This is a genomic window from Pseudomonas sp. AC247 (genome assembly GCF_979258015.1).
In genome coordinates this window covers 1,927,663-1,953,777 of record NZ_OZ409829.1, presented here as the reverse complement: position 1 = coordinate 1,953,777, position 26,115 = coordinate 1,927,663, and the positions used below count along the sequence as shown (strand labels likewise).

Annotated in this window: 31 protein-coding genes and 2 pseudogenes; 11 read left to right on the top strand and 22 right to left on the bottom strand. The window is 53.9% G+C overall.

Annotated features, from left to right (window positions below; all coding sequences use genetic code 11):
- Window positions 1–23: 23 nt before the first annotated feature.
- Complete coding sequence (locus ACZZ0B_RS09045) at window positions 24–335, bottom strand: hypothetical protein (RefSeq protein ID WP_158832731.1); 312 nt, start codon at window positions 333–335, stop codon at window positions 24–26.
- Window positions 336–418: 83 nt separating this feature from the next.
- On the bottom strand, window positions 419–1,078 hold the full coding sequence (locus tag ACZZ0B_RS09040; RefSeq protein ID WP_463544922.1) for a hypothetical protein: 660 nt from the start codon (window positions 1,076–1,078) through the stop codon (window positions 419–421).
- Between the two features lie 459 nt (window positions 1,079–1,537).
- On the opposite strand from ACZZ0B_RS09040, the gene ACZZ0B_RS09035 reads away from it, so the two are divergent.
- Window positions 1,538–2,875 (top strand): hypothetical protein, encoded by a 1,338-nt coding sequence (locus ACZZ0B_RS09035; RefSeq protein WP_463544921.1) that lies wholly within the window; start codon window positions 1,538–1,540, stop codon window positions 2,873–2,875.
- 69 nt (window positions 2,876–2,944) lie between these two features.
- On the opposite strand, the gene ACZZ0B_RS09030 is transcribed toward ACZZ0B_RS09035, so the two are convergent.
- Both ACZZ0B_RS09030 and ACZZ0B_RS09025 read right to left on the bottom strand, forming a co-directional pair.
- Window positions 2,945–3,499 (bottom strand): P-loop NTPase family protein, encoded by a 555-nt coding sequence (locus ACZZ0B_RS09030; RefSeq protein WP_463544920.1) that lies wholly within the window; start codon window positions 3,497–3,499, stop codon window positions 2,945–2,947.
- A gap of 72 nt (window positions 3,500–3,571) precedes the next feature.
- Window positions 3,572–4,459, bottom strand: a complete 888-nt coding sequence (locus tag ACZZ0B_RS09025) for an EamA family transporter (protein ID WP_463544919.1) — start codon at window positions 4,457–4,459, stop codon at window positions 3,572–3,574.
- 107 nt (window positions 4,460–4,566) lie between these two features.
- Here ACZZ0B_RS09025 and ACZZ0B_RS09020 point away from each other — a divergent pair, with 107 nt between their 5' ends.
- Window positions 4,567–5,349: an AraC family transcriptional regulator gene (locus ACZZ0B_RS09020; protein WP_463544918.1), complete on the top strand. Its 783-nt coding sequence runs from the start codon at window positions 4,567–4,569 to the stop codon at window positions 5,347–5,349.
- A 73-nt stretch (window positions 5,350–5,422) separates the two neighbouring features.
- Here the strand turns inward: ACZZ0B_RS09020 and ACZZ0B_RS09015 are convergent, their stop codons facing one another.
- Window positions 5,423–5,854: a hypothetical protein gene (locus ACZZ0B_RS09015; protein ID WP_463544917.1), complete on the bottom strand. Its 432-nt coding sequence runs from the start codon at window positions 5,852–5,854 to the stop codon at window positions 5,423–5,425.
- 89 nt (window positions 5,855–5,943) lie between these two features.
- Window positions 5,944–6,651, bottom strand: a complete 708-nt coding sequence (locus ACZZ0B_RS09010; RefSeq protein WP_463544916.1) for a class I SAM-dependent methyltransferase — start codon at window positions 6,649–6,651, stop codon at window positions 5,944–5,946.
- Between the two features lie 146 nt (window positions 6,652–6,797).
- Here ACZZ0B_RS09010 and ACZZ0B_RS09005 point away from each other — a divergent pair, with 146 nt between their 5' ends.
- Complete coding sequence (locus tag ACZZ0B_RS09005) at window positions 6,798–7,319, top strand: hypothetical protein (RefSeq protein WP_463544915.1); 522 nt, start codon at window positions 6,798–6,800, stop codon at window positions 7,317–7,319.
- A gap of 64 nt (window positions 7,320–7,383) precedes the next feature.
- Here the strand turns inward: ACZZ0B_RS09005 and ACZZ0B_RS09000 are convergent, their stop codons facing one another.
- From ACZZ0B_RS09000 to ACZZ0B_RS08975, 6 genes are all read right to left on the bottom strand, one after another.
- Window positions 7,384–7,821, bottom strand: coding sequence for an SRPBCC family protein (locus ACZZ0B_RS09000; RefSeq protein WP_463544914.1), 438 nt, complete (start codon window positions 7,819–7,821; stop codon window positions 7,384–7,386).
- A 65-nt stretch (window positions 7,822–7,886) separates the two neighbouring features.
- Window positions 7,887–8,273: a nuclear transport factor 2 family protein gene (locus ACZZ0B_RS08995; protein ID WP_463544913.1), complete on the bottom strand. Its 387-nt coding sequence runs from the start codon at window positions 8,271–8,273 to the stop codon at window positions 7,887–7,889.
- Between the two features lie 80 nt (window positions 8,274–8,353).
- Window positions 8,354–9,097, bottom strand: a complete 744-nt coding sequence (locus ACZZ0B_RS08990) for an SDR family oxidoreductase (protein WP_463544912.1) — start codon at window positions 9,095–9,097, stop codon at window positions 8,354–8,356.
- Between the two features lie 65 nt (window positions 9,098–9,162).
- Complete coding sequence (locus ACZZ0B_RS08985; protein ID WP_463544911.1) at window positions 9,163–10,266, bottom strand: alkene reductase; 1,104 nt, start codon at window positions 10,264–10,266, stop codon at window positions 9,163–9,165.
- 113 nt (window positions 10,267–10,379) lie between these two features.
- Window positions 10,380–11,636 carry a cation:dicarboxylate symporter family transporter gene (locus tag ACZZ0B_RS08980; protein WP_008085680.1) on the bottom strand — a complete coding sequence of 419 codons (1,257 nt, stop codon included), beginning with the start codon at window positions 11,634–11,636 and terminating at the stop codon, window positions 10,380–10,382.
- A 114-nt stretch (window positions 11,637–11,750) separates the two neighbouring features.
- Window positions 11,751–12,176 carry a VOC family protein gene (locus ACZZ0B_RS08975; protein ID WP_463544910.1) on the bottom strand — a complete coding sequence of 142 codons (426 nt, stop codon included), beginning with the start codon at window positions 12,174–12,176 and terminating at the stop codon, window positions 11,751–11,753.
- Between the two features lie 151 nt (window positions 12,177–12,327).
- Between ACZZ0B_RS08975 and ACZZ0B_RS08970 the strand changes: the two genes are divergently transcribed.
- From ACZZ0B_RS08970 to ACZZ0B_RS08945, 6 genes are all read left to right on the top strand, one after another.
- Window positions 12,328–13,206, top strand: coding sequence for a LysR family transcriptional regulator (locus ACZZ0B_RS08970; RefSeq protein WP_440097125.1), 879 nt, complete (start codon window positions 12,328–12,330; stop codon window positions 13,204–13,206).
- Between the two features lie 219 nt (window positions 13,207–13,425).
- Window positions 13,426–13,908: an HIT family protein gene (locus ACZZ0B_RS08965; RefSeq protein ID WP_463544909.1), complete on the top strand. Its 483-nt coding sequence runs from the start codon at window positions 13,426–13,428 to the stop codon at window positions 13,906–13,908.
- 41 nt (window positions 13,909–13,949) lie between these two features.
- On the top strand, window positions 13,950–14,072 hold the full coding sequence (locus ACZZ0B_RS08960) for a hypothetical protein (protein WP_440097122.1): 123 nt from the start codon (window positions 13,950–13,952) through the stop codon (window positions 14,070–14,072).
- A gap of 354 nt (window positions 14,073–14,426) precedes the next feature.
- Complete coding sequence (locus tag ACZZ0B_RS08955; RefSeq protein WP_440097121.1) at window positions 14,427–14,789, top strand: DUF6124 family protein; 363 nt, start codon at window positions 14,427–14,429, stop codon at window positions 14,787–14,789.
- A 229-nt stretch (window positions 14,790–15,018) separates the two neighbouring features.
- Window positions 15,019–15,501 carry a hypothetical protein gene (locus tag ACZZ0B_RS08950; protein ID WP_463544908.1) on the top strand — a complete coding sequence of 161 codons (483 nt, stop codon included), beginning with the start codon at window positions 15,019–15,021 and terminating at the stop codon, window positions 15,499–15,501.
- Between the two features lie 338 nt (window positions 15,502–15,839).
- A complete protein-coding gene (locus tag ACZZ0B_RS08945) occupies window positions 15,840–16,004 on the top strand; it encodes a MafI family immunity protein (RefSeq protein ID WP_463544907.1) in 165 nt (54 codons plus the stop codon).
- 433 nt (window positions 16,005–16,437) lie between these two features.
- Here ACZZ0B_RS08945 and ACZZ0B_RS08940 read toward each other — a convergent pair whose 3' ends face one another.
- From ACZZ0B_RS08940 to ACZZ0B_RS08930, 3 genes are all read right to left on the bottom strand, one after another.
- Window positions 16,438–17,391 (bottom strand): DUF2971 domain-containing protein, encoded by a 954-nt coding sequence (locus ACZZ0B_RS08940; protein WP_463544906.1) that lies wholly within the window; start codon window positions 17,389–17,391, stop codon window positions 16,438–16,440.
- Window positions 17,392–17,781: 390 nt separating this feature from the next.
- Entirely contained in the window at window positions 17,782–18,165 is a 384-nt protein-coding gene (locus ACZZ0B_RS08935) for a hypothetical protein (protein WP_463544905.1), read from the bottom strand.
- 309 nt (window positions 18,166–18,474) lie between these two features.
- Window positions 18,475–18,765, bottom strand: a complete 291-nt coding sequence (locus tag ACZZ0B_RS08930; protein ID WP_440097174.1) for a hypothetical protein — start codon at window positions 18,763–18,765, stop codon at window positions 18,475–18,477.
- A gap of 21 nt (window positions 18,766–18,786) precedes the next feature.
- On the opposite strand from ACZZ0B_RS08930, the pseudogene ACZZ0B_RS08925 reads away from it, so the two are divergent.
- Window positions 18,787–18,870, top strand: a pseudogene (locus ACZZ0B_RS08925) (WYL domain-containing protein); the annotation flags it as partial.
- Window positions 18,871–18,903: 33 nt separating this feature from the next.
- On the opposite strand, the gene ACZZ0B_RS08920 reads toward ACZZ0B_RS08925, so the two are convergent.
- The 7 genes and pseudogenes from ACZZ0B_RS08920 to ACZZ0B_RS08890 form a co-directional block, all read right to left on the bottom strand.
- Window positions 18,904–20,187, bottom strand: coding sequence for a type II toxin-antitoxin system HipA family toxin (locus ACZZ0B_RS08920; protein ID WP_463544904.1), 1,284 nt, complete (start codon window positions 20,185–20,187; stop codon window positions 18,904–18,906).
- Window positions 20,180–20,497: a helix-turn-helix domain-containing protein gene (locus ACZZ0B_RS08915; RefSeq protein WP_008085698.1), complete on the bottom strand. Its 318-nt coding sequence runs from the start codon at window positions 20,495–20,497 to the stop codon at window positions 20,180–20,182. The genes ACZZ0B_RS08920 and ACZZ0B_RS08915 overlap by 8 nt, the downstream gene beginning before the upstream one ends.
- A 119-nt stretch (window positions 20,498–20,616) precedes the next feature.
- A pseudogene (locus tag ACZZ0B_RS08910) lies at window positions 20,617–20,901 on the bottom strand (transposase); the annotation flags it as partial.
- A gap of 80 nt (window positions 20,902–20,981) precedes the next feature.
- Complete coding sequence (locus ACZZ0B_RS08905; RefSeq protein ID WP_463544903.1) at window positions 20,982–21,392, bottom strand: hypothetical protein; 411 nt, start codon at window positions 21,390–21,392, stop codon at window positions 20,982–20,984.
- The gene (locus ACZZ0B_RS08900) at window positions 21,392–24,046 is read right to left on the bottom strand and encodes a pesticin C-terminus-like muramidase (protein ID WP_463544902.1); all 2,655 of its coding nucleotides are present in this window, start codon (window positions 24,044–24,046) and stop codon (window positions 21,392–21,394) included. Before ACZZ0B_RS08900 ends, ACZZ0B_RS08905 begins: the two co-directional genes overlap by 1 nt.
- A gap of 648 nt (window positions 24,047–24,694) precedes the next feature.
- A complete protein-coding gene (locus ACZZ0B_RS08895; RefSeq protein ID WP_178117018.1) occupies window positions 24,695–24,958 on the bottom strand; it encodes a hypothetical protein in 264 nt (87 codons plus the stop codon).
- 223 nt (window positions 24,959–25,181) lie between these two features.
- Window positions 25,182–25,481: a hypothetical protein gene (locus tag ACZZ0B_RS08890; RefSeq protein WP_463546918.1), complete on the bottom strand. Its 300-nt coding sequence runs from the start codon at window positions 25,479–25,481 to the stop codon at window positions 25,182–25,184.
- Between the two features lie 140 nt (window positions 25,482–25,621).
- Between ACZZ0B_RS08890 and ACZZ0B_RS08885 the strand changes: the two genes are divergently transcribed.
- Entirely contained in the window at window positions 25,622–26,080 is a 459-nt protein-coding gene (locus tag ACZZ0B_RS08885) for a metallophosphoesterase family protein (protein ID WP_463544901.1), read from the top strand.
- The last annotated feature ends 35 nt before the right edge of the window (window positions 26,081–26,115 follow it).

Here is a 26,115-nt window from a genome sequence, read left to right as displayed (position 1 = left end):
AGCCTCTCACCGATGCCGTGCTTTCAGTTTCTGATTTCGCTCAAAAACGCTTTGATTTTTTCATGCTCTTCAAAGGTCAAATCATAAGTAAGCTTTATTTTCTGAGCGGGCAACGGTTTAACCGCAAGAAGTTTATGTAAAAACTGCCACGCTGCCACCATCAGAATCAAAGCCGCCAGATAGGCAAGGAGATAGAAACTGAAGACAAATATAAGTTGCGGGGCATCCTTAAAATCCAGCAACGTCGAAAGGTATATCAAGGTGTCGGTGACAACGATAAACAGAAGGATAAAAACCCATAACAAAAGACTCCGCACTCCAGTTGCAACCTTCATACTTTTTACTCTCTTTTTCCCGAATAACTAACGCGGCGACTCAACAGCCTTTATAGCTCATCACCCTCTTTGCCGTGGAACGATCAGATACCTGTATCTACATAGTACCAACCCCCACTCATATCCGTGACACTGGCTTTTTCCGCCTTATCGGGCTGATATGCAGCCTGCGGCGAATAGATATACGAGGCATAACAGTAGAAGCACGAAAGATCGATTTGCGCGAACGAAACAGTGCCTTTCTCAGATAGGACACTTATTCTGATTGGCGTTATTCCAGCCTTTTTTGCAGCTGCTCTGATCTTGGCAAAGATCTCGTTTCCGTGACCATCGAAGGGTTTGGCATTGTCGCCATCACCGCAGGTCGAGGCAGGCGAGCTGGCATAGTTACCCGTATCGACAAGCAACGCTTCACACCAGTCCTGATCCTGAAAATAACCAACCTTATGATCGTTGGCGGTGGCGACCAGCGCATTTAGCCGAGGCACCATATCGGAGCTCGTCGAATCAGCCGTCGCGTAGAGAACAACCAAGAGAACGATCACAAGCGCAGCGACACCCAGCAGGAGGTTAATCAAAACTCCAACCAGGTAGGTAAAAGTTCCCCACAGCGCACGACCCATCGATCTCATGGAGCGCGTCATGACGACTTTGATGCGCCTGCCGGCAGAGCCGTCGCGGCCGCAATTATCCGGGGTGCGTTTGGGTATCTCAGGGTTGGGGGCGCTTGCCTTTTCGCTCATGAATCATCCTTGCTCTTCCTTGAAAATCCCGTCCTGAAACCTTGCCGAACTGCAGGACAAAAAACTCCGCGCCGACGAGTCGGATCCTTGTCACGCGCAGTGGCGGAAGGATAACACCAACAGCTTCCGTTCAAACCGTTCTACAGGTTAGCCACGGCCTGCAAATGTTGCGGCAAGGCTTCCAGCATTGGCTCTCGATGAGCAACTTCGCTGAAGCACTCACCCGGTGTTTAACCGTTTCTGGACTGGTGTTTAAACATCACGTCGTCTCATGCCATATAAGCCACAACACCTTGCGACTTTGCCTACAACTCCGCCAGAATCCGCCGGCTTGTGCACTTGGTGGTCCGTCGATAACGTGGCGGGTGTCGCTGATCGACACATTTCAGCAGGATCGGTGTTTCACATTCAGAGCATTTTTAACCAAGGAATGACCCAGGAAAACAAGGATTCAGATTAATGTCATTTTCCGTCGCGAGCTTCTTCCACCCTTATTCAAAATTCCTCCATGGCGCCGCCTACAATCTGCACCAGAACCTGGAAGGCTTGGGCGTCGTGTCATCGAGCTTCACCGAGCGTGATGAAGCGGGAAAGGTCATCGCAAGCTACTGGTCGCCCGATCAAGCAATGGTGATCACGCTGGGCTTTCTGGTGATGCTGGCACTGCTGCTGATTCCCTTACTGTCAGCAGCGGCCTATACGGTGGGCAAAAAACGTGGCCTGTTCTGCTTCTTCGCACTCCTGATCCTGCCGGGTGTATTGAACTGCCTGGGCCTATTTCCAATCATCAATTACCTGCCCACTCGTTACGCAATCAATGGTGTGGGTAAGCTGGGCAGCGAGGTCGGGCTAATTCCCCTTTTGATGCTGTGCGCTATCACTGGATGGGGCGTCATGGTTCTCCTGTACGACAACCTCAACCTCACTGAACGCTTCCGCCAGATCTACGATCACTTCTGGTTTCCTCTGGCTTTGGTTGCAGCGGTATTTTTCGTGGCGGACAACGGCGCCAACGAAGACACCGCATTGCTGAACGGGGCAACGGTGAACGTCCAGGACGCCAGCGGTTACTTGTTGAGCCAAATCAGGCGCTACGACGATTACTGTAAGGCCAATGGCCTGGATGACCTGAGGTCGTGCCAGTGGAGCCGCGATTCGCAGTGGACCTTCACACACATCAAGGAAGGCGAAGCCGGCTACTTCATTGAATTCGCGCCAGATGACTCCAGAGGTTTTTACGCCGCGAATCGCCGGACCGTGAGCGATGATGATGTGAACGCCATTCGCAAAGAGATCGCCGAATACAATCAACGATTGTGTCCTGTGAAGTACTTTTCCAGTGATATCTCACGGTCATCGCCGCTGTCGAGCACATGTGAGTACGTGCCTTACCACTATTGCTCGGCCAGACCTGATGGTCCGCCGGGTATTGTGGACGAGGGTATCGGCAGCCACACAGTGGCCTTGGCCAGCGAGTGCATCATCCCCCGGCTCGCAGCTGCCAAACCCTACTTGAAGCAGTTGTCGGCGTTGGTGAGCCAACATGAAAAAGCCAAGAATCATCGTTGGCTGTATTTCCTCGCTGTTGCTTTAGCGATCGGCGCAAAAGTGGCCCTATCCACCACCAAGCTATGCCTGATTGATGCGCGCCCTGCAGTTGATAGACGTCTTATCCTACGGGCTAAGCGCTACCGCGCTGGCCAGTGCGTCCGTTTTATGAAGCGTCTGCTGGTTGATTGCGGCCAATGGGCTGGGTTGGTTGCAATTCGCGTATTCAAGCGTTTCAAACGTGGCTAGCCCGAGCCTACTGACATTTTTTGCCAGTAGGCGTAAGACCGCCTCGCCCTAAATCCGTCACGGCTGCAGTTATCGTGTTATCTGCGCTAACGCATGAATGACATCCGCAGCGATCTTTTCAGCAGCGCCCGCCCCGTCAATCCGCAAGAGCGCAGCCCGTTGCTGCGCAATCCACGCCTCATGCCACGCTCGGTTGCGCCCTGAAAAGTCTGGATCGTCATACTGCGAAGCCCACTCGCGGAATGCCACATGGATCTCATGCATGTCACCCCCGGGCGCTATCCGATCACCGAAGCGCGCCTTTTCGCGGGCAGCCAGGCGTTCAAGGCGTACGGGCGTGGGTGTCACCACGAACACAATCAGATCAACCGCAGTGATCAGCGCCTCTCCCCAGCCCATACAAGAACCGGTCAGCAGCCAATCGTTGTCACCGAGATTTTCCTGGATCATCGACACGCGCTCACCGACAGGCCGCTTGGTGGTGAACGGCGGATTGGTCGGCATCCAGAAGAAATCGTCGACGTCGACGTGTCGTACGTCGAGCAGACGGGCGAGGTTTTGACCCAATGTGGTCACCCCCGCACACGAAGCACCTGTGATGAAAATTCGCACCGTTTCCTCCATGAATACACATCCGTTTCGAGGTAGGCAGGATATCCGATATTCACCTCTGGGAAGCCGATCCGCCGGTGATGATCAGGCAATTCGCGCTCGACGACGGGCCAACATGCCTTGCAAATATCCTGAACCCAATACGATCGCCACCAGCACCAACAGGATCAATCCCCAATTCGCAGGGCTCGGATGTTGGCCAAGGATAACCATCGAACTGAAGATGCCAAACACCGGTATCAGCAGCGACAGCGGTGCCACGCGGGAGATCGGGTATTCGCGCAACAGCAGGTTCCAGCCCCAATAACTGAAGTGCGTGGCGGCATACACCTGGAACGCGAGTGAAAACAGGGTCATCGCATTGAGTTGCGCAGGCAGCGCAATGAAGGGCGCCGAGCCGTGCAGTGACCACGTCAGCAACATCAGCGGGATGGGCGGAAACAGGCTGGCCCACACCACGAACGCGAAGATCTCGCGCACCTTCGAGACTTTGATGATGACGTTGCCCACGCTCCAGGCCATTGCGCTGCCAATCACCAACGCCAGCCCTGCCCTCGACGCATCACCCGGGCTGCACAATACGATGCCCAGCAACCCGGCGGCAGCCAACAGCGCGCCGAGCAGTTGCGGCCGCCCGAGGCGCTCGCCGAAAAAAATCACGCCCCAGCCCAAGGTGAAAAATGCGCTGCACTGGATCAACAACGATGCCGTGCCAGGCGGCACTCCCCACGCGATGCCCTGATTGATCAACGCCCACATTGCAACGCCAAATATCATCCCGTAAGCAGCCAGCCATCGAAACGCAACCCGTGGGCGCTCCACGAAAAACACCCAGGGCAACGCAGCCAGCGCGAATCGCAACGCGGTCAGCAACAACGGATCGATGTCGGCCAGGCCCAGCTTGGTCACGGGGAAGTTCAGTCCCCACACCGCGGTGACCAGGATCGCGAGTAGGAGGTGTTTCTTTTGCATGATCAATCGTTCCCGACGCCGAGCGAAAGTGCTCGTATCGGGCAAATATGCAAGTAATCGAGATGGCCCGCTTTCAGTCACAGGCCATCTTTCATTAGAATCGGGCCATGCGAACAATCACCGGCCATCCTTACCAGAAGACACCACGCGATGCGGTCGTGACCGCCGTTGAATATGCGGACGGCACGTTGTTCCCGCTGCACGATCATCAGCGGGGGCAGTTCGCCTATGCTGCCAGCGGTGTCATCACCGTATTCACCGATGACGGCAACTGGGTCGTTCCACCTCAGCGCGGTATTTGGGTGCCCGCACAACTCTCTCATTCCATGCAGATGCGTGGTCCGGTCACCCTGCACAACACCTATATCCGTAAACAAGCGGCGAAAAAACTTGGGCTGTCGGAGCAATGTCAGGTACTGGAAGTTTCACCGTTGCTGCAGCATCTGCTGATGAAAGCTATCGACGTACCCGCGCGGTATTCCACTCAAGGGCGCGACGGTCATTTGATGAGTTTGCTGCTGCACGAAATCGCCGCGATGCCCGCGCTGTCGCTCAATGCGCCGCTGCCGGCGGAGCCGCGCCTGGCGTTGGTGTGTCGCGAGTTTTTGAATCAGCCTTCGCTGGAAGTGGGCATCGATGAGATGGCCGAACGTACGGGAATGAGCCGACGCACCTTTACCCGGCATTTTCGACTGCACACCGGGATCAGTTTTATCGAATGGCGGCAACAGGCTTGTCTGCTTGCAGCGGTGGTGATGCTGGGCAAAGGTCAGTCGGTCACTCAGGTTGCGATGGCGTTGGGGTATAGCAGTTCGAGCGCGTTTGCCACGGTGTTCAAGCAATTGCTGGGGGAAGTGCCGAGCCGTTATGTCGTCGAGCAGCATTTTTAAAGATCAAAAGATCGCAGCCTTCGGCAGCTCCTACATCATGTAGAAGCTGCCGAAGGCTGCGATCTTTTGATCTTCAAACGCGCAAATGCCTGCTGTCCGCCGCCCTCCTGCGCAGCAGATTGATCACTAACAGAACGCAGGCCACGATCCCCTGAGAACCGCACAAAAACCCGAACAGCCCCGTGCGAAAAATTACCCAGGCTGCGATGCCCAATAGCAGCGTCAACACCAATCCGAATACCACCCAGGGCAGATGAGGCACCGCAGGAATGTCCTCCAGCCCGTCAGCAAAAATGCTCCAGCACGCCCATTGTGAATACAGCGACGCAACCAGCAGCAGTAAGCCCCACTCCGCACCCGCCAGTGTTTGCGAGGTCAGCAGTCCCGTCAGCAAGCCGAGTCCGTACCAGAGGATAAAGCCGATCGTCGCGCTGGCGGGCACGGTGTAGGCTGGCAACGCGAGGCCGATCTGGATCAGTTTGAGAACTTGCAGTCGAGTGATCACGTCGCGCACTCCTGGCGAGTCGCAATGGCCGCATCCGCTGGCCGACTGAGTGACTATAGATCAGCCGTAGAACGCTGTGAGACCTCCGCTCAGACGTTTTTACACGTCAGCCAGGCACCCCAGAAAAGACTGCTGAAAAACCGCGTCGCCTGACCAAACCCGGCGTCATGCAGCAACTGCTGAACCGCCGCCTCGGAGTGCGGAGGATCGGCGCCCTGCAGAATCTTCCCCAGCTTGGCCTGCACCTCTTGCGCACTCGCGCCCTGCTGCCGCCAGCGCTGGCCCCAGGCCTGAAGCAACAACGGTTGGCTGGCGTAGGCGTAATGATTGCCGGCCACGATCAATGGCGCGCCCGGCTTGAGCCGAGCCTGAACCGCGCGCAGGATTTGCTGCTTGGCCGCATCGCCCGGCAGATGATGGAGCACGCCGATCAAGGTCGCTGCATCAAAGGACGCGTCCGCCGACAAATCTTCGACCTGCCCCAGATGCACCTGCGTTCTGTGCAACAGATCGTTTGCCTGTAACTGCTGCGTCGCGGCCTCCAGCATCGGCGCAGAAGGATCGACAGCGGTGAACGTCCAACCCGGCTCCAGCGCGCCCATCGCAATGATCTCCTGCGCCGTACCACCCGCGCCAACCACCAGCACCTTGGCCGATCGAGACTGGCCGAGACTGGCGGCCAACATGCACGCGGCCAGATCGTGACAGGCGTCATAACCGGCCAGGGCGATGCGACTTTGCTGGGCGTATTCGCTGGCGCGGGCGGTGTCGAATTTTTTTGCAGAAGTCGATTGCATGGCGTTGCTCCTTGTTCTGCGAGCAACTTACGCCATGGGCAGAGACAAGAAAAATTCATTAATTTCATGCGCTGCATTCCCCTGAGGAATGCCCTGCCCGGCTAAACTCCGCAGCTTGCTCGTCCTGCCTCAAGAGGTATCGTTCAGTGTTGAACCGCTATATCGCCTCTCGCGAGAGGTTGGCCTCGGATTTAGGCCATGCACGCTTACTGGTCGGCCAGACACTTCGCGCGCTGCTGCACGACCAGTACTATTTCAACGGTGAACCGTACTCGCAAGATGTTGGCTCACTGCTGTGGCGTTTTGGCGAAGATCAAACCCTTGCGATGTACCTGCTCAGCGATGGCGAAAGTGTCGGCGCCGATCAAGCGGAGTTGCAAACGCCGGCCTCTTTTCGCATTGAGGAGGATGGCGAGTGTTCGTGGCGGCGGGAAGATTTGCTGGCCGAATTACCCCGCCTCGCGGTGGCAGGCAAGCTCATCACACAGGTTCAAGGCGTTATCGACCAGTGGCCGGATCAGCACAGCCGGCTGGTCGCTTTCAAAATCACGTTCGAGACTGGCGACTACTTGATCTATCTGAACCGTGGGGATGACGCCGTTGTGTTGATCAACGAAATGCCGCCGGAGGTGGTGGGTGTCGACACGCGGGTATTGGACGCGTTTTAAATAACGTCGTGATGACAAACCAGTGGCGAATGAAATGCCGCTCGCCACTGGCCAGCGTCGTACATTACTCAACCAGCAATGCCTGAAGCCCCTTGTGTCCCTCCACGATCAGGCTGCGGATCAACGCCTGATACTGCTCGGCTGTATTCGGCTGTTGCAGGTCGAAACTTGCTGACCAAGTAACGAGCGTCTGGCTGCAGTCCGTCAACGCCACCAACCGAACCGTCGCCACGTAATTATCCAGCGGCAAAGGTGCCTCTTCGAAACGATAAGACAGCGTCAACCCACGATCATCAACCGACAACAACCGCTCCCTGACCCCAGCGCCATCGGCGAGGACGAGTCTGCGAATACAACCGGTCAGGCCATCCGGCATGCCACCTTCGATCTCGCTGCTCACGATCGAAGGATGCCATTTATCGATCTCGCCAAATTTCTTCAACACGCTCCAGACCTGCTCTGCGTCGCCCTCCAGAACAGCGGAATATTCAACCATCGTCATCGTATAAACCTTCCAATAAATCGTTCGCCGATCCCGGCATCAGGCACGCCGGGATCGGTGGATACTTACGCGTCGAACTGGTGATACACCTTGGCAATCACCTTCCAGACGCCGTCCATTTTGATCAGCGTCAGATAGTCGTTGTAGTCGGCGCCAATCGCATCGTTTTCCATGTCGACGCGCACCACGGCAGTGGTCGGCGTGATTGCCAGGACGTCCAGGCGCGTGGTGATTTGAGGGGCGCCGCCGTTCTTCTCGACAAAGTCGAACAGGTTGGTGATCGGCCCACCCAGCAGTTCGCCGTTGGTGAAACCGTACATCACTGCCTCTTTATGGAAGGCTTGTGCAACGCCGGCAGCGCTGCCGATCCGCAGTCCTTCGACGTACTGATTGGCGGTGGCGATGACAGCGTTGTACTCAGCGGTCGGTACTGCCTTGATGTTTTTTGACATGGTTGTTTCCTCTTGATGAAGTCGAGCGATCAGAGTCGCTTGTGGGTAAAGCGGATGGGGTAAAACAGCCGCTACAAGCGTCACCAATCCTGACGCGTCGGCGAGATGATCAAGTCGTTGACGGTGACGTTTTCCGGCTGATTGAGTGCGTAGATCACCGCCCGAGCGATATCGTCCGGTGCGATGGCGATCCGGTTAAGCGCCTGGGCCGCCTTGCGTCCCTCGGGATCACTGACCTTGTCCGCCCAGCCGGTATTGATCACGCCGGGGCTGACCGTGTTGACGCGGATGCCATGCTGCACACCGAGTTCCTTGCGCATGGACTCGGTCATGGCCTGGACGAAGAATTTGGTAGCGCTGTAAACGCCTGCGGCCGGGCCGACCTGATGGCCCGCCACCGAGTCCATGTTGAGGATCTGCCCGGACTTCTGCTCGAGCATCACAGGCAGCACCGCCGCGATGGCGTTGAGATAGCCTTTGATGTTCACGTCGATCATCTTTTCCCAATCCTGTACGGCCATATCGACCCAGTTGGAAAACAGCATCAGCCCGGCGTTGTTCACCAGAATGTCGACGGTGCCGTAGGTTTCCCGGGCGAATCTGGCCAGTGCCTGAGTCTGCTCCGCTTGAGTGACGTCAGTGGTGAACGCGACCACTTCATGGCCGGCTTCGCGCAATTGGCCGACGAAGGCTTCCAGGCCCTCTTTATCCAGTGCCGCAGCCACCACACGGACACCCTCTGCGGCCAGCGCGCGGGTGGTTGCCGCGCCGATACCAGACGATGCGCCCGTGACGATGGCGACCTTGTTTTGCAGATAATTCATGCTCACACCTCTTGGCGATAATGCGTTGGCGACCCTGCGTCGTAGCGGGCGCAGGTCGTGGTTTTTCAGGCGTTGGCGGTTGGCCAGTCGGTGTAACCCTTGGCGCCACCGCCGTAGTAACTCTCGCGTGGCGCGATGGTCAGTTCGAGCCCACGACGCAGACGCGTCACGAGGTCGGGGTTGGAAATGAACAGACGACCAAACGCCACCGCATCAATCCGGCCCTGCGCCCGACGCTCCAGTGCCATCGCCAGGTCGTAGTTGTTATTGCCGATGAATGCCCCTGTGAACTGCGCACTCAATGCATCCAGATCCACACCTTCAGGCACGGTGCGCGAGGTGGCCGTGGCGCCTTCGACGAAATGCAGGTAGGCCAGATCGAGGGGGTTGAGTTGCTGGATCAGGTAGCCGTAAGTCGCCATGACATTGCTGTCGGGCGGCGTATTCCCGGCATCCGGCGTGACCGGCGAAAGACGAATGCCGACGCGCTCGCTGCCCCAGATCGAGACCACGGCTTCGGTGACTTCCAGAGTCAGTCGAGCGCGGTTTTCAATGGAGCCGCCGTATCGGTCCGTGCGCTGGTTGGTGGAGTCGCGCAGGAACTGGTCGAGCAGATAGCTGTTGGCGGAGTGGACTTCCACGCCATCGAAACCGGCGCGCTTGGCATTTTCGGCGGCCAGCCTGTACTGCTCGATGATCCCTGGAATTTCCCAGGTCTCCAGTGCGCGCGGCATCGACACCTCGACAAACCCTTTCTCGGTGTACGTGCTGCCTTCCGCCTTGATCGCCGAAGGCGCCACCGGCGCAGCGCCGCCGGGCTGTAACTCGACGCTGGAAAAACGCCCCACGTGCCACAACTGGCTGACGATTTTGCCGCCCGCTGCGTGTACGGCGTCGGTGACTTTTTTCCAGCCGGCGACCTGCTCTTCCGACCAGATCCCCGGCGTCATCGCATAGCCTCGGCCCTGCGTGGAAATATTCGTCGCCTCGGCAATGATCAGGCCGGCACTGGCGCGTTGGGCGTAGTACGTCGCGTGCATTTCATTCGGTACGCCGTCTTCGGCCATTCGGCTACGGGTCACCGGAGCCATGACAATCCGGTTGGCCAGTTGCAGTGCGCCCATGGTTACGGGTGAAAAAAGGTCGGTGTCTGAAGCGTAATCCGTCATAAATCCTCACAATCAATAGACCGGTCGTCTAGTAAACAAACCCAAAAAAAACGTCCCTGTGTCAGCAGACGTGCACGTGTGATCGGTGCAACCGCAAAGCTGCGTTGTCCCGGTTAGACCCTTGCCGCTGGGTGAGCGGGTAGCGGTTGCAGTTCGACCTTCTCCCACTTGGCGATCACCAGCGGTGCAATGGCATTACCCAATACATTCAACGTGGTGGTGCCGCTGTCGATGATCCTGAAGATGCCGGCAATCAGCGCCACACCTTCCAACGGCAGCCCGGCTGAAGCCAATGTGGCCGACAGAATGATGATGGCAAAACCCGGCACCCCTGCCGCCCCTTTGGAGGTCAGCACCATCGTCACCACCAGCAGAATCTGCTGAGACAACGACAGGTCGATGCCATAAAGCTGCGCGACAAAGATTGTTGCCACGCCGAGAAAAATCGACGCGCCATCGAGATTGAATGCATAGCCCACCGGCACCACGAAACTGACGATCCGACGCGGTACACCGTAGCTCTCCAGCTTGGTCATCAATTGCGGCATGACCGCCGCTGAGGCTGCACTGGAAAACGCCAGAATCAACTCGTTGCGGAAGTAGCGGATCAACTTGAAGATGTTTTCGCCAATCAAGTAGCAAATGCCGCCCAGCACCACCAAAGCGAAAACCATCAGTGCCAGATACACCACGCCAATCAACTTGAGCAGCGGCAACAATGAGGCGAAACCAAACGTCGCTACCGTCGCGCCGATCATGCCAAACACCCCGATTGGCGCGTAGGCCATGACGATTGAGACGACTTTGAACATTGCATCGGAGAGGCTCTGAACCACGGCGATGAAAGGCGCACTTTTGTCTTTCGGCAATGCGTTCAATGCCAGGCCCAACAGCACGGCGAAGAACAATACCGACAGCAACTTCGCCTCCGACATCGCCACGATCACGTTGTCTGGAACGATGTTCTGCAAAATTACCAAGGCGCCTTTCGAAGGCTCCAGGTTAATGGCCGCCGAACTGTGCGAGACGCCTGAAATATCGGTCCCGGTGCCGGGCTCGAAGAGGTTGGCGAAACACAAGCCAATGACGATCGCCAGCGCGGTAATTGCAAAGAAATAGCCGAGCGACTTCGCCCCCATCCGGCCAAACGACTTGCTGTCGCCACCGCCTGCAATCCCCAGGATCATGCAACAGAACACAATCGGTACAACCACCATCTTCATCATCTTGATAAAGATGTCACCGAGCGGCTTTAAGATCTCGGCGCTGACCCATGTTTGATACTGCGGATGCGTATTGAAGTACCAACCGACGAGCACGCCAAGCAACAGCCCGGCAACGATTTGCCACACCAAGGGAATACGTTTCATGTCTAGCCTTCTTGTTGGAATGAAAGGTCTGCGGGTAATGCGCAGTTGCTAGAGTCATGAGCTTCCAGCTCACTAGAGATCAAATGGCACAACGCGGTTGTGCCATGCCTGTTGTTACTTGGCGAACAGTTGGCTCATATTCTTGAAGGCCTTGAACTCGAGGGCGTTGCCGCACGGGTCGAACAGAAACATGGTGGCTTGCTCGCCCACCTGACCTTTGAAACGAACGTACGGTTCGATCACAAACTCGGTCCCAAACGACTTCAGACGCTCGGCCAACGCTTCCCATTGCGCCCAACCCAGGATGATGCCGAAGTGCGGCACCGGCACATCGTGACCATCGACCGGGTTGCTGTGCACGCTCTCTTGCGAGGCGGTTTTCGGGTGTTCGTGAATGACCAGTTGGTGACCATAAAAATCGAAGTCGACCCACTGCGTGCTGGAGCGCCCTTCTTCAAGACCAAATACCTCACCGTAAAAGGTTCGCGCTGAAGCCAGGTCGTAAACAGGGATTGCCAGGTGGAAAGGTGAAAGGCTCATCAGAACTCCAGATATTTTTGTTGGTTGGCGAATTCCCACCGTCATTGGCGCTCTCGGTTCAGCCGTTGCCGGGGATGGGAAACATCCTAGGACGGAAAACCAAACAGAAAAATCAATATATATTTCTTAGAAACACAATTAATATTTGTGAATGATCAAAGAACTCAAAACACTCATCGCTGTGGCGCGCGAAGGCACATTCGCTGCGGCCGGCAACAAGATCGGCCTCACGCAGGCCGCCGTCAGCGCACAAATCCAGCGGCTGGAGGCGGAACTCGGCTTCGAGATATTCGACAGGAAAGGCCGCTCGGCGCACCTCAACAAAATGGGCCACCAGATCCTGCTGCAAGCGCAGGAGTTGCTCAGGCTTTACGAAAACCTGGGCTCGACGACGATGGGACAACCGCCCAGTGTGCTGGTCAACATCGGCGCCATTGCGTCGGTGCAGCGTTCCTATTTGCCGGATGCGCTGGCGAAGTTTCACCAACATTGTCCGCAGTGCCGCACGCGTGTGGTCCCGGGGCTGTCGATGGAGATGGTGAACCTCGTCGACGCTGGCGAGATCGACATGGCCGTCATCATTCGCCCGCCTTTCTCGCTGCAGAGCGATCTGCGCTGGACGACTCTGACGCTGGAGCCCTACCGTCTGATCGTGCCGCGCGACGTGCCGGGAGAAGACTGGTCTGAACTACTCTCCAGCCAACCCTTCATTCGCTATGACCGATCATCCTTCGGCGGCAGACAGGTCGACCGCTTTCTGCGGCAAATGCATTTCACCTTGCATGAGGTGTGCGAACTGGATGAGCTGGAGGCGATCGTCAAACTGGTGGAAAACGGTGTCGGCGTTGCGCTGGTGCCGCAAACAACGCCCGAACCGCAATGGCCGGCAGGCGTGCGGGCACTCGACCTCGGGGCGCACACTTTTCACCGGGATATCGGCCTGGTCCATCGCTCTCGCCGCAGCATGACTGAACCGGTGCGGAAGATGGCTGACCTGATCAGTGAGCAGGTCAAGGGCGGCTTCCTCTAGCAACACAACGCTGGTTGCCAATGATCAAATCAGGAGTGGCGAACCTTGAATCCGCTTACGTAAATTGGCGCATGTCCCTCATCACGCCGTAACGACGGTCAACTCCGGCCAGATTTATGGCTGTGCAGCGTCAATGGCTGACGCCACACGCTGTCATTCGCAGCGTTGCCAAACAAGCTTTGCTACTCTGCCGCATTCATTCCATCAGGACAAACGGCGATGGAAATTGCCCCGCAGTTCATTGTTCATGAAACCGACCATTGGATTATCAACCACCACCTGGCGAGCGCCCTCCCCGGGTATCTGATGCTGGGTTCCAAGCTCAACACCTCATCATTGGCTGATCTATCGGCTGACGCACTGACGGAAATGGGTGGCCTGCTGGCCAAGACCCAGCAGCTCATGGAGCGGATATTAACTCCTGCGCATCTCTACATTGGCCGCTTTGGTCATCAACCGGGCTGGCCCATTCACTTCCATTTCATTCCTGTTTATCACTGGGTCGAAGACTTGTTCTGGAAGGATGAGCGCTATCGGCAACTGGCAAACTTTGCCTACGCTGAAAACGCCCTCGCGGCGACTGACGGTGCCGAGCTGACGCTGTTTATCTGGAGAGAGTTTGGGGAAAACCCGACACCTCCAGAGACGCCGGGGCTATCGGTCGAAGAAGTGATCACCCAACTGCGTAATGCGTTCCGGTGATCAAAAACTGCAGTTCGATGTGCTGTCGTTGCGGAGATGAAATGGCATCTCCCGCTAATTTCAAAGTGTTCGAGAGCGCCGCACGCTTGGGCAGTCCGGCGGCTGCGCTTGAGTTGCATGTCAGCGTCGGCGCGGTTGCATCGCTGATGGCCGTCATTGTTTAACGTTTTTGGGGATGTGTTTAAGGACACCTGACGTTACGTCCGAAAGGCTACAACGCCTTGCGCCGTTGCCTACGACTACGCCAGAATCCGCCGGCTTGTGCGCCTGGCATGCCATCGGTAACTTGATTCGCGTCACTGATTCTCAGTGATCGGGTTTAGTAGCCCGTGGTAAATGAAAGTGCACAAGCGTCTGTCAAAAAGGTATTCACGTACCTGCACTTGATGGCGGCTGTGCGTAGGGCGCCCCCGGGCGCGCCGGCTTTCTTCTTTTCCCCGGTCTACTAACCTGCGCACCGCTGCCACCCCCTGTTTAGTAGCTCGGCGCGGCGGCCACATAACAGGAAAAAGAAGAACATGTTCAAGATAACGCCGAACCCTCCGGACATTGATCCGGCTTCACCGTACGAATCACTCGATTGCAGAAAAATGCACGACGCGGCTGAACGCGCACTCGATCACTATCTCAATCCCGCTGCCGCGATCATGGCTGCGCCGTATCAGGCGAGCACGATGTTTCTGGTTAATCCGGAAACGGATACCGAGTCATTGCTGGTCAACGCCTGCGAATCGCTGGCCTCGGCCTCCATCATGCTGGGGGATGTCGCGGGGTTGGTGGATGGGCCGATTCGCAAGACGTTGCTGGGCATTGCGCAGGTGGTGATGCTTGGGGAGTTGGCGGTGAATCGGGCTTTGGACAGGGTTGAGATTACAGACTAGGTCCATACCGTTCAGTGACGATTTGGCCGTCGCCACTGAACGCATCAGATTTTGAGTGCTTGTGCATGGCTGCATTGGGACATTTCTGGCTTCTCGCGGAGATAGAATAGTGGCCGCTGGTTCCTTCTGATGCGCTGATGCTGATCCGGTCTATATCAGGCATAACCCGTAGTCGATACCGCATGAAGTTCACCCCTTACAAATTCTAAAACTCAGCGATGGAATGAGAATGTCCAAAAAAATCATCTATGCCAAAGAGTTCGACATCTGCGTATCGATGTCAGATTTAGTAACCTGGGAAGGTGACCAGAAAACTCCCAGCGCCGACCTGCAGGCGGTATTTACAATCCTTGAAATTCCCGTCGACATTCTCGAACTCCACGAGTTGTATTTCGCCCACCCTTACAGCGGCTACGGCGACGTGCATGTGTATCATGCTGAAAATAACGGAGGCAGTATTTTTGCCATCGACTTGTATCGAGAGCTCACGGATCAGCAAGATTTGACAGGTCTATTTCTGCGTATTGAAGGCCCTGCATTTGATCAGGCTCTCGCTCATCTCCGGTCTTTCTTTGACAGCGCCAGAAGGCAAGTAGCATTTGAGCAGGCAAGTTACTCCAGGCGACTTCGCGAAAGGCTTGACGCAAGCAGGTACCCTCGACTGGTCGAAGAAGATCACGACTTCCTGCAGCAGCATTTCATTCATCGGTGACGCAAGCCAATCAGACACTGCACAAGTCCGATTCAGCATTGGCTTCTCGCCATTGCTCCTCGGTACCGAGTTTTTGTCACCGGCAAGGAGATATTCGTGGCCCGAAAAGCCCACGGCATAGTGCCGCGACACGACGTTGCGAACGTGGGCTCCCTAGTCCACCGTAATCGAAGGAGATGTTTTCAATGCTCCCCCCTAACAACAACTTGAGGGCCGACTTCATAGTAGTGCTCAAGGAAATCACCGCGCTGATGTCCAGTGCATACGAACAAATCGGCCCAGTACCGGACGACCATCCGTTAGCTCAGGCAGGTTAGGAGAATGGTGGTGAAACCGTTATGGATTATGTCGATCACAATGAGGCTGGATTAGCGTTCGAACACCTGCTTTACATGATTAATGAGCCACCCCTCATTATTTCCGAAGAATGTACAAACATCTTGGCTCACATCGCAAAGGTTCTGGAGATGCCGTTTAGAAGGGGCGAAAGCTGCCACGTATGAACGGCCGCTTTCGGCCAGAAGCGGACGGTCGTGAACGTCTACGTTTGCCGCAGCCTACCGCCCACCGCCCACCGCCCACCGCCCACAGCTAAAATAGTCGATTCGCCTCACTCGCAGAGCTATACAAGGCAACTACGGAATTGGTTTTCTATCACAACCCATACACCACGAATAAAATTAAGCATGAAGATTTCTTTAAAATATTTACCAACCACTTTCATGCGTTCCAAACAAACACAGGGTTAGAGTGGAAACAAATAAAACGACGCGCTCAAAAATAGTTTGCCTCACTCACTACTACCGCGCCAGTTAGCACTAACGTTATGAATACCTGCAAAGGGGCGGAAGCTGCGCTTCGCGACAGACTGCAATTAGCCTTGCCCTCTCTGTCGCGGGATAGAAATCATAAAGCTACGTCCGAACGCGTTGACATTCAAGGTCGGAAAGGAATAACTGAGCGTTCAATTATTACATTTTCATAAGAGTTCGCCTTTAACAAACTTTCAATAGACGCATAATTGCGCTCGAAGTCAACACCGGGACCTACAACAATACGTTCTATAGGCAGTTTAGGTTCATCCTCGTCTGCAAGCAACCCTAATGACATTGGAATATAAGGTATCAGGTCACTCCCCTTTGCTCTAAATTTTAGAGGGAGCTCATTCGTAAGGAGGTCAACACCCTCGCTACTGCGGCTGCATATTAGACGGCTTTCTTGCTCTTCACTATATCCTTGATGCTTAAAAGACTTAGCAATAATGTTTAATGTCGTTGCCCATTCCCCATACATCATATCGTTCCATTTGGGAGTGGCAGACGTAAAAAGGTCAAGAAGGTCAACGGCGAGATCCATAAATCGATCATCGCCATAAACCACATCATAAAAATGAGCTATCTGTGGGTGTGGCGCACCGAAACCAAGATTTAGACCAATCGCGTAGCCTTTACCAAAGTCTCCATACCCCCGCCATTGGCTAAGCAGATCACCATTGGCCGAAAGGCTAACGCAGAAGGCTGGATAATTTGAGCGTGGGGAGTGGAGAGCATCTTTTATGCCCTCGATGATTTTCTGCTCAGCATCATTAATGCCACCTGGCTTCAAGGCCATTAGCTCCAGTAGCCTTTCGGGTAAGTAGGACCCTTCTGACGGATCATTCAGGAAGCGAAGGTCAGTTGCCCACAACCGGCCATTTTGAACAATGCCCAACAAACCCGCTGCATCAGTATAGTGGTAACGAAGTCCATTTTTTCGCCAGCCATATTTAGGGGTGTCGTGGTTCTGACTTAAATATCCGAGAAGAACCATCATGTGGGGGCATTCAACCACTGCCTCCCGAGAGAACATTTCATCGTGTTTATCAGTTGAATACTTGCTATTATCGTTCAATTTAGAACCTTATTTTTTTGGTTTTTACTAATACTTTTCCACAGATTTCTACAGACCACTCAGCCAACAATAGATGATTGGCCCACTAGTAGATTACCAATAACCAATATTTTAAGGAAGTGTGCTTTGTTTTACCTTGTTCTTGAAATGGGCTGGTCATAGCACGCCACCGGTGGTCGGAGTGGCTCGATACCAAATAGTCACGATGAGCAGCCTCCATCGTTGACACTCAAAGCGGACCCTGTTGAACGTCCGGTATTGGCCGTTTTTTGCCTGTCGCGATCGATTGAATCCACAACCCAAAGCAGCCACTCGCTGAAGCTTAGGGTGCGGAGCAGCAGAGGGTCCCGGAGAGCGAAACGAATCACTTGGACGACTTATTATAGGAAGTCACTTCGCACGAAAATGCCGAATAAGTTCACTTGCCTTTGTTGATGCATAAAAAATTAAAATTGAAAAAGCTATAGCACTTACCGTCGGGCCGATGGAATTTATGCCTACTGCGATTTGTATATATATAGATATAAATAAGATAAGGATTGTGTAGCTTATGGCGACCTTGTTAAATGCGGCCAGCAATAGCGGAACTATTGAAATTATAGTTGAATGAGCTGCAATGGTTAAAATTATCTCCATGATCAGCCGAAGAGGAACACCGTCAAATTGTGCTTGCGCAATTGCAATCAAGGGTTCGTACAAAAATATCTGCACCCCCCCAACGACAGTCGCACTGATTCCAATAAAGGGCAAGGTTGTTTTTTTCGTAATGTTCATCGTACTTCCACTGACTCCTATAATCATTGTTAAGGACATCGTCGTTTCATAACATTCCTTGCTATACGCTAAGACGTTACTTTTCTTAGATCCTATCATGGCAAATGCGGAACCAAGCAGAGAAAAAAGTGATATGAAGTCGGCCAAATTACCGAGCGTTAGCAGTCAATGAGTGGCGGGCTATGGACTCGCTGACACGCTGTTGAGTGGCTACTTTTGGTCGGAAGCATTCACTCATTGATGACCGTTTCCAACATGGTGGTCGTCTAAATAGGTGCGAACTGACATTAACCCAGCGCCTTGAGATGACTAAAGCTTCGATGCCTGAATGGCTGCGTCAAGCAATGGCCCTGTGATTTTTCTGTCGTTGTAATCACCGACGAAGTAATTGATTCGATTAGCCAGGTGCTGAATGGATAGCCAGCCCAGGCCGTGGTAGTCACGCAACTCCTCGGCGTTCAGCTTGATCAGGCATTCGTAACTCACGAAAGACGCTTCACATTCGACGAGAATATAAACAGCGCCATCCTCTGCCCTGAGAAGATGCCAGTAGTCGTCCGTAATGTGGTATGCCGCAGGTGCGATCTGAACCAAATCCATGTCTTATTTCCGTGCGGCCCACTGTCTTTTAAAACACCAAATGGCGAAACACGCCTGATCGCGCCTCACACGCTTATCTATACGGGGATGCGCTGGCATGTGAGGAGAACTACGCCGCCATACTCTCGCCGGCGGTCGTCATCTGCGACCGTGGCCGTTGTCACCTTCTCGTAACCGGGCAACGTTCTTGTCGATGCAGCCTTTAATCATACGCAGGGTATCGCGCGTAATAACCTTCGGGTACATCTCATCGGCGATAGCTGCAAACTGGCTGGCCACATCACAAATGCCGTCAATCATCTTGCAGGCAAGGTCCTGGGGCACCTCGGCTTCCTCTGCAAGCCGAAGCATGTCCGCGCGGAAAACTTCCTCTGCATGCCCCATCACGTCCATCTGGTGATATCCGCCAGGCCCTTCGCAAAAGGTCACATCGTATGCCGGCGCCAGTCTCCACTGACCTTCTTTCGACATGATGTAAGAGAAGTTTTTCGGATGGTCGTCTCTGTTGTTGAACGCAACATTGAAGACGGCACGCTCGAAGGCCAGCGCCATCTCTCGCACGTCGTTGGTACAAATCTGCGTCGCCCGTATGAAATTGACGTAGTCCAAAACGCCTGGAGACCTGTAATTGGCGCCAGTGAAGGCCGCGAGACTCTGCATGGGCACGCGCATGCCGTCCTGACGATCAAAGCGCTTGCTTGCAAACGCCGCTAACCCATTTGGCAGACTAAAGTACGCCGTTTCAGGAGTCTCGATACCGCACAGACGCAGGCATTGGGCGTAGACCATTTCAATAGCACACACCTCGGCATGCTCTTCCTTGGCTGGGAACTTGACCAGCCAAGCTTCAAAGCCCGGTGTAACAGCCGTAGTAAAAGCGTCGGTTTCGCGGTTGCGATAAACCAGCGCCTTTGGCCTTGCACCTTGAGGCGAACCACCCACTAGCATCAGTGTCTGCAGGAACTCGCCACCTTCTCCGTGGAGCACGCTCTTCACTTCGGCGGCAAGCTGCTCCAACGGAATGTGGACCTCTGACTTCTGACCTTCGGGCGCCACGGGTTCAAACGTCATGGCGCCCATCGCATTGCTACCAATGTAGGCCAGCCGCTGCAGTGCGCCGATGCGCGCCGTTGAGAGATGACGACTGCGGAACATACGGTCCATCAGCAGCATGCCCCACCCGTCCGGCAACGAGTCATAAACAGGCCCTGGCAAGTCCAATTGATAGTCGGGAAAATGTTGACGCAACTGGGGGCCTTTCAACGGCAGCCTGTAGGACGATAACTCCAATCCACTTTGCTTGGCTTCGTTGCTGTACTCGAACACGATCTTTGGGCGACCGGTCAAAGTTGTAGACACCAGCGTGCCCCAATGCCATCGCTCTCCCCAGCCCTCGTAAAAGACATTCACTTGTTCAAGCAAGACCAGGACTCCTCTTCACACGCATACGCTTGGCACTGGTCTCATAGCGCTTGATGTCCTCGATGCTCTCCAGCTTCGGCAAGAACAGGCTTTCAAGCTCTTTGGTTCGACCAAGGGCGATGGCGATCCGGACAACGTTCTCAAACCCGACATTGCGCCCGGCTTCCAGGTTGGACACGGTGTTGGCTGCAATGCCAGCACGCCCGGCTAAGTCGGCTTGAGTCATGTCCAGCGCCAGGCGCTCTGTGCGCAAGCGATCGCAGAGGCGCTTCACGACCTCGCTCGGCTTACTAAAGCTTAAATCCAACATAGTGTGCATCCAACCCAATAAATGGCAGTCAGTAACCGAATCATAGGTTTTATGCGCAATCCAATCAATGAGCCCAATACCAATATAATAGGTCTTATGGCGAATTAATCCAGCCAAAACCACAAGATAATGGAGTTATGTTGGGCTTCTCGTTCCAGTCGCCGGCTCGACTGAATGCGGTTCAGATAACCGTAGATGTAGATCTTCAGGAGGACAGCGGGATGGTAAGCCGGCCTGCCAGTATCTGCCGGCATGGCGCCTTCAAAACCCAGTTTGATCAGGTCAAGTTCGTCGACAAAAACGTCGAGTACGCGCACCGGATTGGTATCCGTGACGTAATCGTCGAGGCACTCTGGATGGACGTTGCTTTGGCCTCGATGCTCACCTTGGATAAAGCGCTTCATGGGCGATCCTTGCGATGAAATCCTCAGAAGTCATAGCAAGGTTTGCGAAGCCTTTTTTACACACTCTTGGCCACCAAGGGTCAAGCCTTTTTGCAAAACAAACCTTGAGGCGAGCCATTCTCGAACGTTACATCGCACGCTTCAACGTATCCCTCTACAGGCGCAAGAGGAGTAACTTCGAAGGTCAATACAAGCCTACCTTCCTTAAACTCCCCTTTTTTTAATTCAACCTCAGAATACCCATCAATTAAATTTTTTCCATCTATAGAGCAAAACTCTTTTTCTTTAAATATTTTTCCGTCACCACCAGGAATAAACGTTTGCACCGTGACACACGGAGTAGCAAAAGATGTCAAATACCTGACTATATATTTATCTACCTTGCCGGTATCTGCTCGATACACTTGCTTATAGTCAAACTCAGCAGCAATTGCGCCACTCAAACAAGACGGCAGGAACGATATAAAAATCACTAAGAAAACAGACTTCATCACTGACCCTCCAAGTAACGAACCCTTTCGGAGAATCTCTCCGACGGCACGCTTTCCCAATTACTTTTTCTGGAAATCTCTTGCTTGATCTTCTCCAGATCATTTTCAACAAATGGCTTCTGAATAAACTTTCGGGACGGCTTGTGATAGTCGCCGCGATATCGTAAATCGATGATTATATCTTGTATTTTTTTACTAACCGAATCCCAAGACAAAATACCGTAATCCTTCTGATTGACTCCTCCTCGGGATATACTCAGAACGCTTTGCTTCATAACCTCGTAGACACTAATAAAAAGTTTATATTGCTGTTTTCGAGTAATAGTATGAAGCCTGATTTCTTTGCTGGCATTGTTCAGATAGGCCTTTGCAGCTTGCCCCTGCTTTCCTTTAGCCCCAACCAGCCACGACAGCAACGGTTCCCTTACGCCGGCATTGGCAAGATCGGTCTTTGGATCAGCTTGTTGACCCAGATCGTATCCACGACCGATTGTCACTCCAGAAACGCCCCCTGGCCAGTGAACTATTCGACTGAAATATCGATGTGAAGGATGGCTAGCGTCCTCAAAGTCGTTCCCTTCCACGTCAAACGTCAACTGACCATAAGGCACATCAAGCCACTTCAAATCGTTCTCATCGGCTGGGTATGTGAAATTGCCAAGCAATCCCATCAGGTGAAAGTGCCAAGCTTTCCCATCGCTTGGTAAGCCGGACTCTTTCCACCACGATAATTTTTCAATCCTTTTTTTCTCATTAGCCCAGTCCAAATTAGGCTCCAAGGGCGTGTGATTCAGAAGCAGATCGAGTTCATTCCACTTTTCAGCATCCCAAAACCATTCACTTTCATACCGCGTTATAAGTTGCGATATCGATTGTGCGTGCCAGAGTTTACCCAACGCAGAGTGAATCTCCTTGAGGCTGAATTTCTTGTCTTTGTCGGTATCTATGATGTCGTAGAGTCTTTGCTTGAGCGGGCCTGTATCCGCCTGGCTAATTTTGACGCGATAATTTTCACGCTCTTCATCATTGAGCAGACGGCGTGCATCAAGAAGATGGGCTAGGTGATCGACAGGCTTACCATTCTCTTCAATAAAGTCGAAGCCCTCCCAATCCCACGGGCTGTGACGGGTGGTGATCAGATCTTGCTCTGCTAGCCAACCATTTATGGGGTTACCCTTTTCGTCCTCCAGCAAGTTATCCAGCCGCCACCATTGAGTGGCTTGCGCTGCCGAGCCTGAGGCAAAGGTCTTGGTGTCAGTTAACTGATGAGAAGCTGGCAGATCTTCCAAGACTCGTTGAGGAACGATAAGGTCGACACCGACGATAGAACCTTTCTTGCAAATGTCAGGTGGTTTTTTGGCACTGATGTCGTCCTTGTGCTCAATCAGACGACTCGCACCTTTATGGATCTTCAGCAACGGCTTCTGCTTTTCTTCCATGCCCTTCGCATGGCTTCGACTTTTACCTATGAAGGCTGGCACGTCATCGCAGCTAAAGATCTCCAGATGCAACAGCGATCTGACGTCACTATCTTTGGCATTTTGATAAGGCCCCAGATGCCCGACGACTTCTCCGGCCTTGATGTCATATGGCTTAGGCAATAAGTAAAAGGTATCGGTTACAGGCTTGCTGGGTTGGGCCTGTAACGCGCTAAAAGCCACATATCCATGGATATTTTTCGCAATTTCAGCAGTCAACGGCGGCGTATTCGTGCCCTCGCTCAACGTACTGATTTTTCGATATTCACCGCTGCCTTCATCCAACGTCAGCTTCACACCTTGGGGAAGAACAGCCGTGACTGAGTGTTTTTGCTTGCCCTTCGCAGTTTTGTATACGTTCAAACCTTTACCGGGCAACAGTTCGGCATTGGAGTCATCGGCTTGTACGGAAACTACATAAGTATCCGGACCAACAGACTCCAGCTCTCCGGTATTCACCCATGCATCACCGATCGTTTGAGGAAAGGAACGGCCATCGAGAATGCTGCTCAACCTCTTCCACTTGCTGTTGGATGTCGGAGCGGATTCAGCTGTTTGGATTTTGGTACCTTTGGGTAGCAAGCCATTCTTTACCCGATGCGCCGGTGTTCCCGGAGCTCCCGCTCTGGTGCTCAATCCGAGGAAATCATCGACCGCTTTCTGTGCCTTGAGGCCATAGGACTTTGGACCGAAGAATGCGGGAGTCTCTAAGGCATCGTTTTTGAGGTAGCCAGCCCAATCAAGCAAATGCATGTAAAGACTGTAAAACGTCAGCTCACCTACCGGAGGCTTATCTTTGGCTTGACCGCTATCGTTGCCAGGTATTTCAAGTCGATGCCTGACCAATACAAGCCCTGTGGAATAAGGGGCATGCACTACACGCATATGCTCACCAAAGCATTCTGTAGTGGGGGCATGCTCATCTACCCGGTACGCAATGACCTGCCCATCGGCAATACAGCGTACGGAGGACTGATCGAGAAACTTACCCGTCTCGTTATCGAAATGAACGCCCCCATGCCAAGAGCCATTAGTACCCACTGGATAGAAACCACCAAGGGCCTTCGCTAATGCTTCGTGATATTGCCGGGGATCCTGAGCCTCAGAGGCTTGTGAACTCCCACTCTTCAGTTTGAAAGGGTATGCCCAATGCTCAACTTTTTTCTGCTTTTCCATGACCCAAACCTGCTATCCGTGTCCTTTTGCCTGCCTGCTGAATTATCCAGTCGCGTTGGCCCTTGCTTGCGAGAAGCGCGCAGATAGTAGAGTCCATGGAAGCTCCAATCAAGTAATCGCACCCATCGGTAGCAGGCGATCTGCCAGTATGAAGAGTCCACGTACTGAAGGATCAGGGCATTAGGTTTTTCCTGAGGCTTATTGAACGACCGCTATTGGTGCAGATTGTGTAAAAACGCCTTCGCGGATACGAGCTAAGTCAGCTAATACCAGATATTACGAGGAGAATGCTGACAATTTAGTTGAGAGAACTGGAGACTGACGGGGTCACTCACTCGCGCCATTGGTGGGTGCAATGCGAGAATGGGGAGCAGTGCATGAGCGCACGATCCTGGAGCTCAGACGTTCTACCGAATGTGACGAAAAGTCAGAATCTCTGGCTTGAGTTTTAACGCAGGGCGACGCTGGGTTGGCTCACAACCCAAGGTTCACGCGGGGATGATGTAGTTCCGCGCGACCCTCACTCGAAGAATCGTAGAATCCAGGAAACACACACGCACACTTTCTTCAAACGTATTGATTACCAAGCTGATTGAACGAGTACCGCCCTAAGTAGCCAGGGCGCAATGCCCTGGCAGACAGCAGAGACTACTTTTTCTTCTTCGCCGGTTTTTCGGCCTTCTCTGATTTCTCAGATTTCTTGGCCTTTTCGGGCTTGCTATCAGCTTTCTTGGCAGACTTTTTCGGTTCGGCGTCTTTTTTCTTGTCTTTCTTATCCTTGTCGGAGGATTTCGAAAGAGCCGAAGCGGCCGCAGCCTTCTTCGTCGGTGATGACTTCTTGTCTTTCAATTCCTTACTGGCTTTGGAAGCTTCACCTTTGCTTTTCTTATCGTCTTTAGCCACGTTGACCACCTCTCGGAGCATGCCGGTATTGGCAGATCGCCTGTGGAATTATCCATGGGCTAATCATTAGGTGAGCGTGCCCGGGAGCGGTTCAAATTGTTTTGCGGCGTGTTGACGTGAGTGCGTCGTTCGGAGATGAGTGACTGACTCCGACTATTTTGCCGCCGAATGCCAGCACCTAGTCCTTGGCCAGCCGCTTCTGCCAATCGCCGCCCTGAATGTTCTGACACTCTTACTCCGAGTCGAAGCGGACATTGCGATCGGTAAGCTTCAGCTCGATACCAGCCTCGTTCAACGCGATAGCCGTCAGCTCGAAGATCCGCTCTTTCGCCTCAATTTGGGCGAGCTGTCTGTCGGCCAGCGTTTCAAACACCCAGATCACTTTCAGGGTGTGAGCCACTGCATTCAGGTCACCCGTGTGGGTAAGCCAGGTAAAGCCTTTGATTTCACCTTTTGCTGTTTCGCACGCCTCGGTCAGCGTGGTGATCAGCAGGCGCTCCAACCGCGCCAGTTCACGTTTGCCTGCAGGCATTGCAAGTTCCTTCCAAAGATCAACAAGGGAAGCGGCATCCCAGGTTTTCTGATCGAGGAGTATACCGACGATATCCCTCATCAACGTTGATGCCCGCGGGCTGAATACTGCCCTCCAGACCAACCTGCTAATCTCTCTCCATGAAAACCGCCATCATCTCCGACACCCACGGCCTCCTCCGCCCCGAGGCGCTGACCGCGATCCAGGGCGTTGAACTCATCCTCCACGCCGGCGACATTGGCAGCGCGGAGATCCTCAGCCAATTGGCGCAAATCGCCCCAGTCCACGCCGTGCGCGGCAACAACGATCTGGATCTGCCTTGGGCAAATGACCTCCCCGACCACCTCGCCCTCGACCTCAACGGCTGGCAAACCCTACTCATCCACGACATCGCCGACGTCCCCGCCCTCCTCGACAACCATACCCGACTGATCATCACCGGCCATTCCCACAAGCCCTTGATCGAATGGCGTGGTGAGCGGCTTTACCTGAACCCGGGCAGCGCCGGTCGCCGTCGTTTCAAATTGCCGGTGACGCTCGCCCTGCTCGACGTGGGCGCTGATGCTCTGCAAGCACAACTGATCCACCTCCTGCCCTGACCCGCCAATTCGGATGTGCCTTGGCGCGCTCGCAC

Coding starts and splice junctions, on each gene's coding strand:
- ACZZ0B_RS09045 (WP_158832731.1), bottom strand. CDS start 335: ATGAAGGTTGCAACTGGAGTGCGGAGTCTTTTGTTATGGGTTTTTATC.
- ACZZ0B_RS09040 (WP_463544922.1), bottom strand. CDS start 1,078: ATGAGCGAAAAGGCAAGCGCCCCCAACCCTGAGATACCCAAACGCACC.
- ACZZ0B_RS09035 (WP_463544921.1), top strand. CDS start 1,538: ATGTCATTTTCCGTCGCGAGCTTCTTCCACCCTTATTCAAAATTCCTC.
- ACZZ0B_RS09030 (WP_463544920.1), bottom strand. CDS start 3,499: ATGGAGGAAACGGTGCGAATTTTCATCACAGGTGCTTCGTGTGCGGGG.
- ACZZ0B_RS09025 (WP_463544919.1), bottom strand. CDS start 4,459: ATGCAAAAGAAACACCTCCTACTCGCGATCCTGGTCACCGCGGTGTGG.
- ACZZ0B_RS09020 (WP_463544918.1), top strand. CDS start 4,567: ATGCGAACAATCACCGGCCATCCTTACCAGAAGACACCACGCGATGCG.
- ACZZ0B_RS09010 (WP_463544916.1), bottom strand. CDS start 6,651: ATGCAATCGACTTCTGCAAAAAAATTCGACACCGCCCGCGCCAGCGAA.
- ACZZ0B_RS09000 (WP_463544914.1), bottom strand. CDS start 7,821: ATGACGATGGTTGAATATTCCGCTGTTCTGGAGGGCGACGCAGAGCAG.
- ACZZ0B_RS08995 (WP_463544913.1), bottom strand. CDS start 8,273: ATGTCAAAAAACATCAAGGCAGTACCGACCGCTGAGTACAACGCTGTC.
- ACZZ0B_RS08990 (WP_463544912.1), bottom strand. CDS start 9,097: ATGAATTATCTGCAAAACAAGGTCGCCATCGTCACGGGCGCATCGTCT.
- ACZZ0B_RS08985 (WP_463544911.1), bottom strand. CDS start 10,266: ATGACGGATTACGCTTCAGACACCGACCTTTTTTCACCCGTAACCATG.
- ACZZ0B_RS08980 (WP_008085680.1), bottom strand. CDS start 11,636: ATGAAACGTATTCCCTTGGTGTGGCAAATCGTTGCCGGGCTGTTGCTT.
- ACZZ0B_RS08975 (WP_463544910.1), bottom strand. CDS start 12,176: ATGAGCCTTTCACCTTTCCACCTGGCAATCCCTGTTTACGACCTGGCT.
- ACZZ0B_RS08970 (WP_440097125.1), top strand. CDS start 12,328: ATGATCAAAGAACTCAAAACACTCATCGCTGTGGCGCGCGAAGGCACA.
- ACZZ0B_RS08965 (WP_463544909.1), top strand. CDS start 13,426: ATGGAAATTGCCCCGCAGTTCATTGTTCATGAAACCGACCATTGGATT.
- ACZZ0B_RS08960 (WP_440097122.1), top strand. CDS start 13,950: ATGGCATCTCCCGCTAATTTCAAAGTGTTCGAGAGCGCCGCACGCTTG.
- ACZZ0B_RS08955 (WP_440097121.1), top strand. CDS start 14,427: ATGTTCAAGATAACGCCGAACCCTCCGGACATTGATCCGGCTTCACCG.
- ACZZ0B_RS08950 (WP_463544908.1), top strand. CDS start 15,019: ATGTCCAAAAAAATCATCTATGCCAAAGAGTTCGACATCTGCGTATCG.
- ACZZ0B_RS08945 (WP_463544907.1), top strand. CDS start 15,840: ATGGATTATGTCGATCACAATGAGGCTGGATTAGCGTTCGAACACCTG.
- ACZZ0B_RS08935 (WP_463544905.1), bottom strand. CDS start 18,165: ATGAACATTACGAAAAAAACAACCTTGCCCTTTATTGGAATCAGTGCG.
- ACZZ0B_RS08930 (WP_440097174.1), bottom strand. CDS start 18,765: ATGGATTTGGTTCAGATCGCACCTGCGGCATACCACATTACGGACGAC.
- ACZZ0B_RS08915 (WP_008085698.1), bottom strand. CDS start 20,497: ATGTTGGATTTAAGCTTTAGTAAGCCGAGCGAGGTCGTGAAGCGCCTC.
- ACZZ0B_RS08905 (WP_463544903.1), bottom strand. CDS start 21,392: ATGAAGTCTGTTTTCTTAGTGATTTTTATATCGTTCCTGCCGTCTTGT.
- ACZZ0B_RS08900 (WP_463544902.1), bottom strand. CDS start 24,046: ATGGAAAAGCAGAAAAAAGTTGAGCATTGGGCATACCCTTTCAAACTG.
- ACZZ0B_RS08890 (WP_463546918.1), bottom strand. CDS start 25,481: ATGCCTGCAGGCAAACGTGAACTGGCGCGGTTGGAGCGCCTGCTGATC.
- ACZZ0B_RS08885 (WP_463544901.1), top strand. CDS start 25,622: ATGAAAACCGCCATCATCTCCGACACCCACGGCCTCCTCCGCCCCGAG.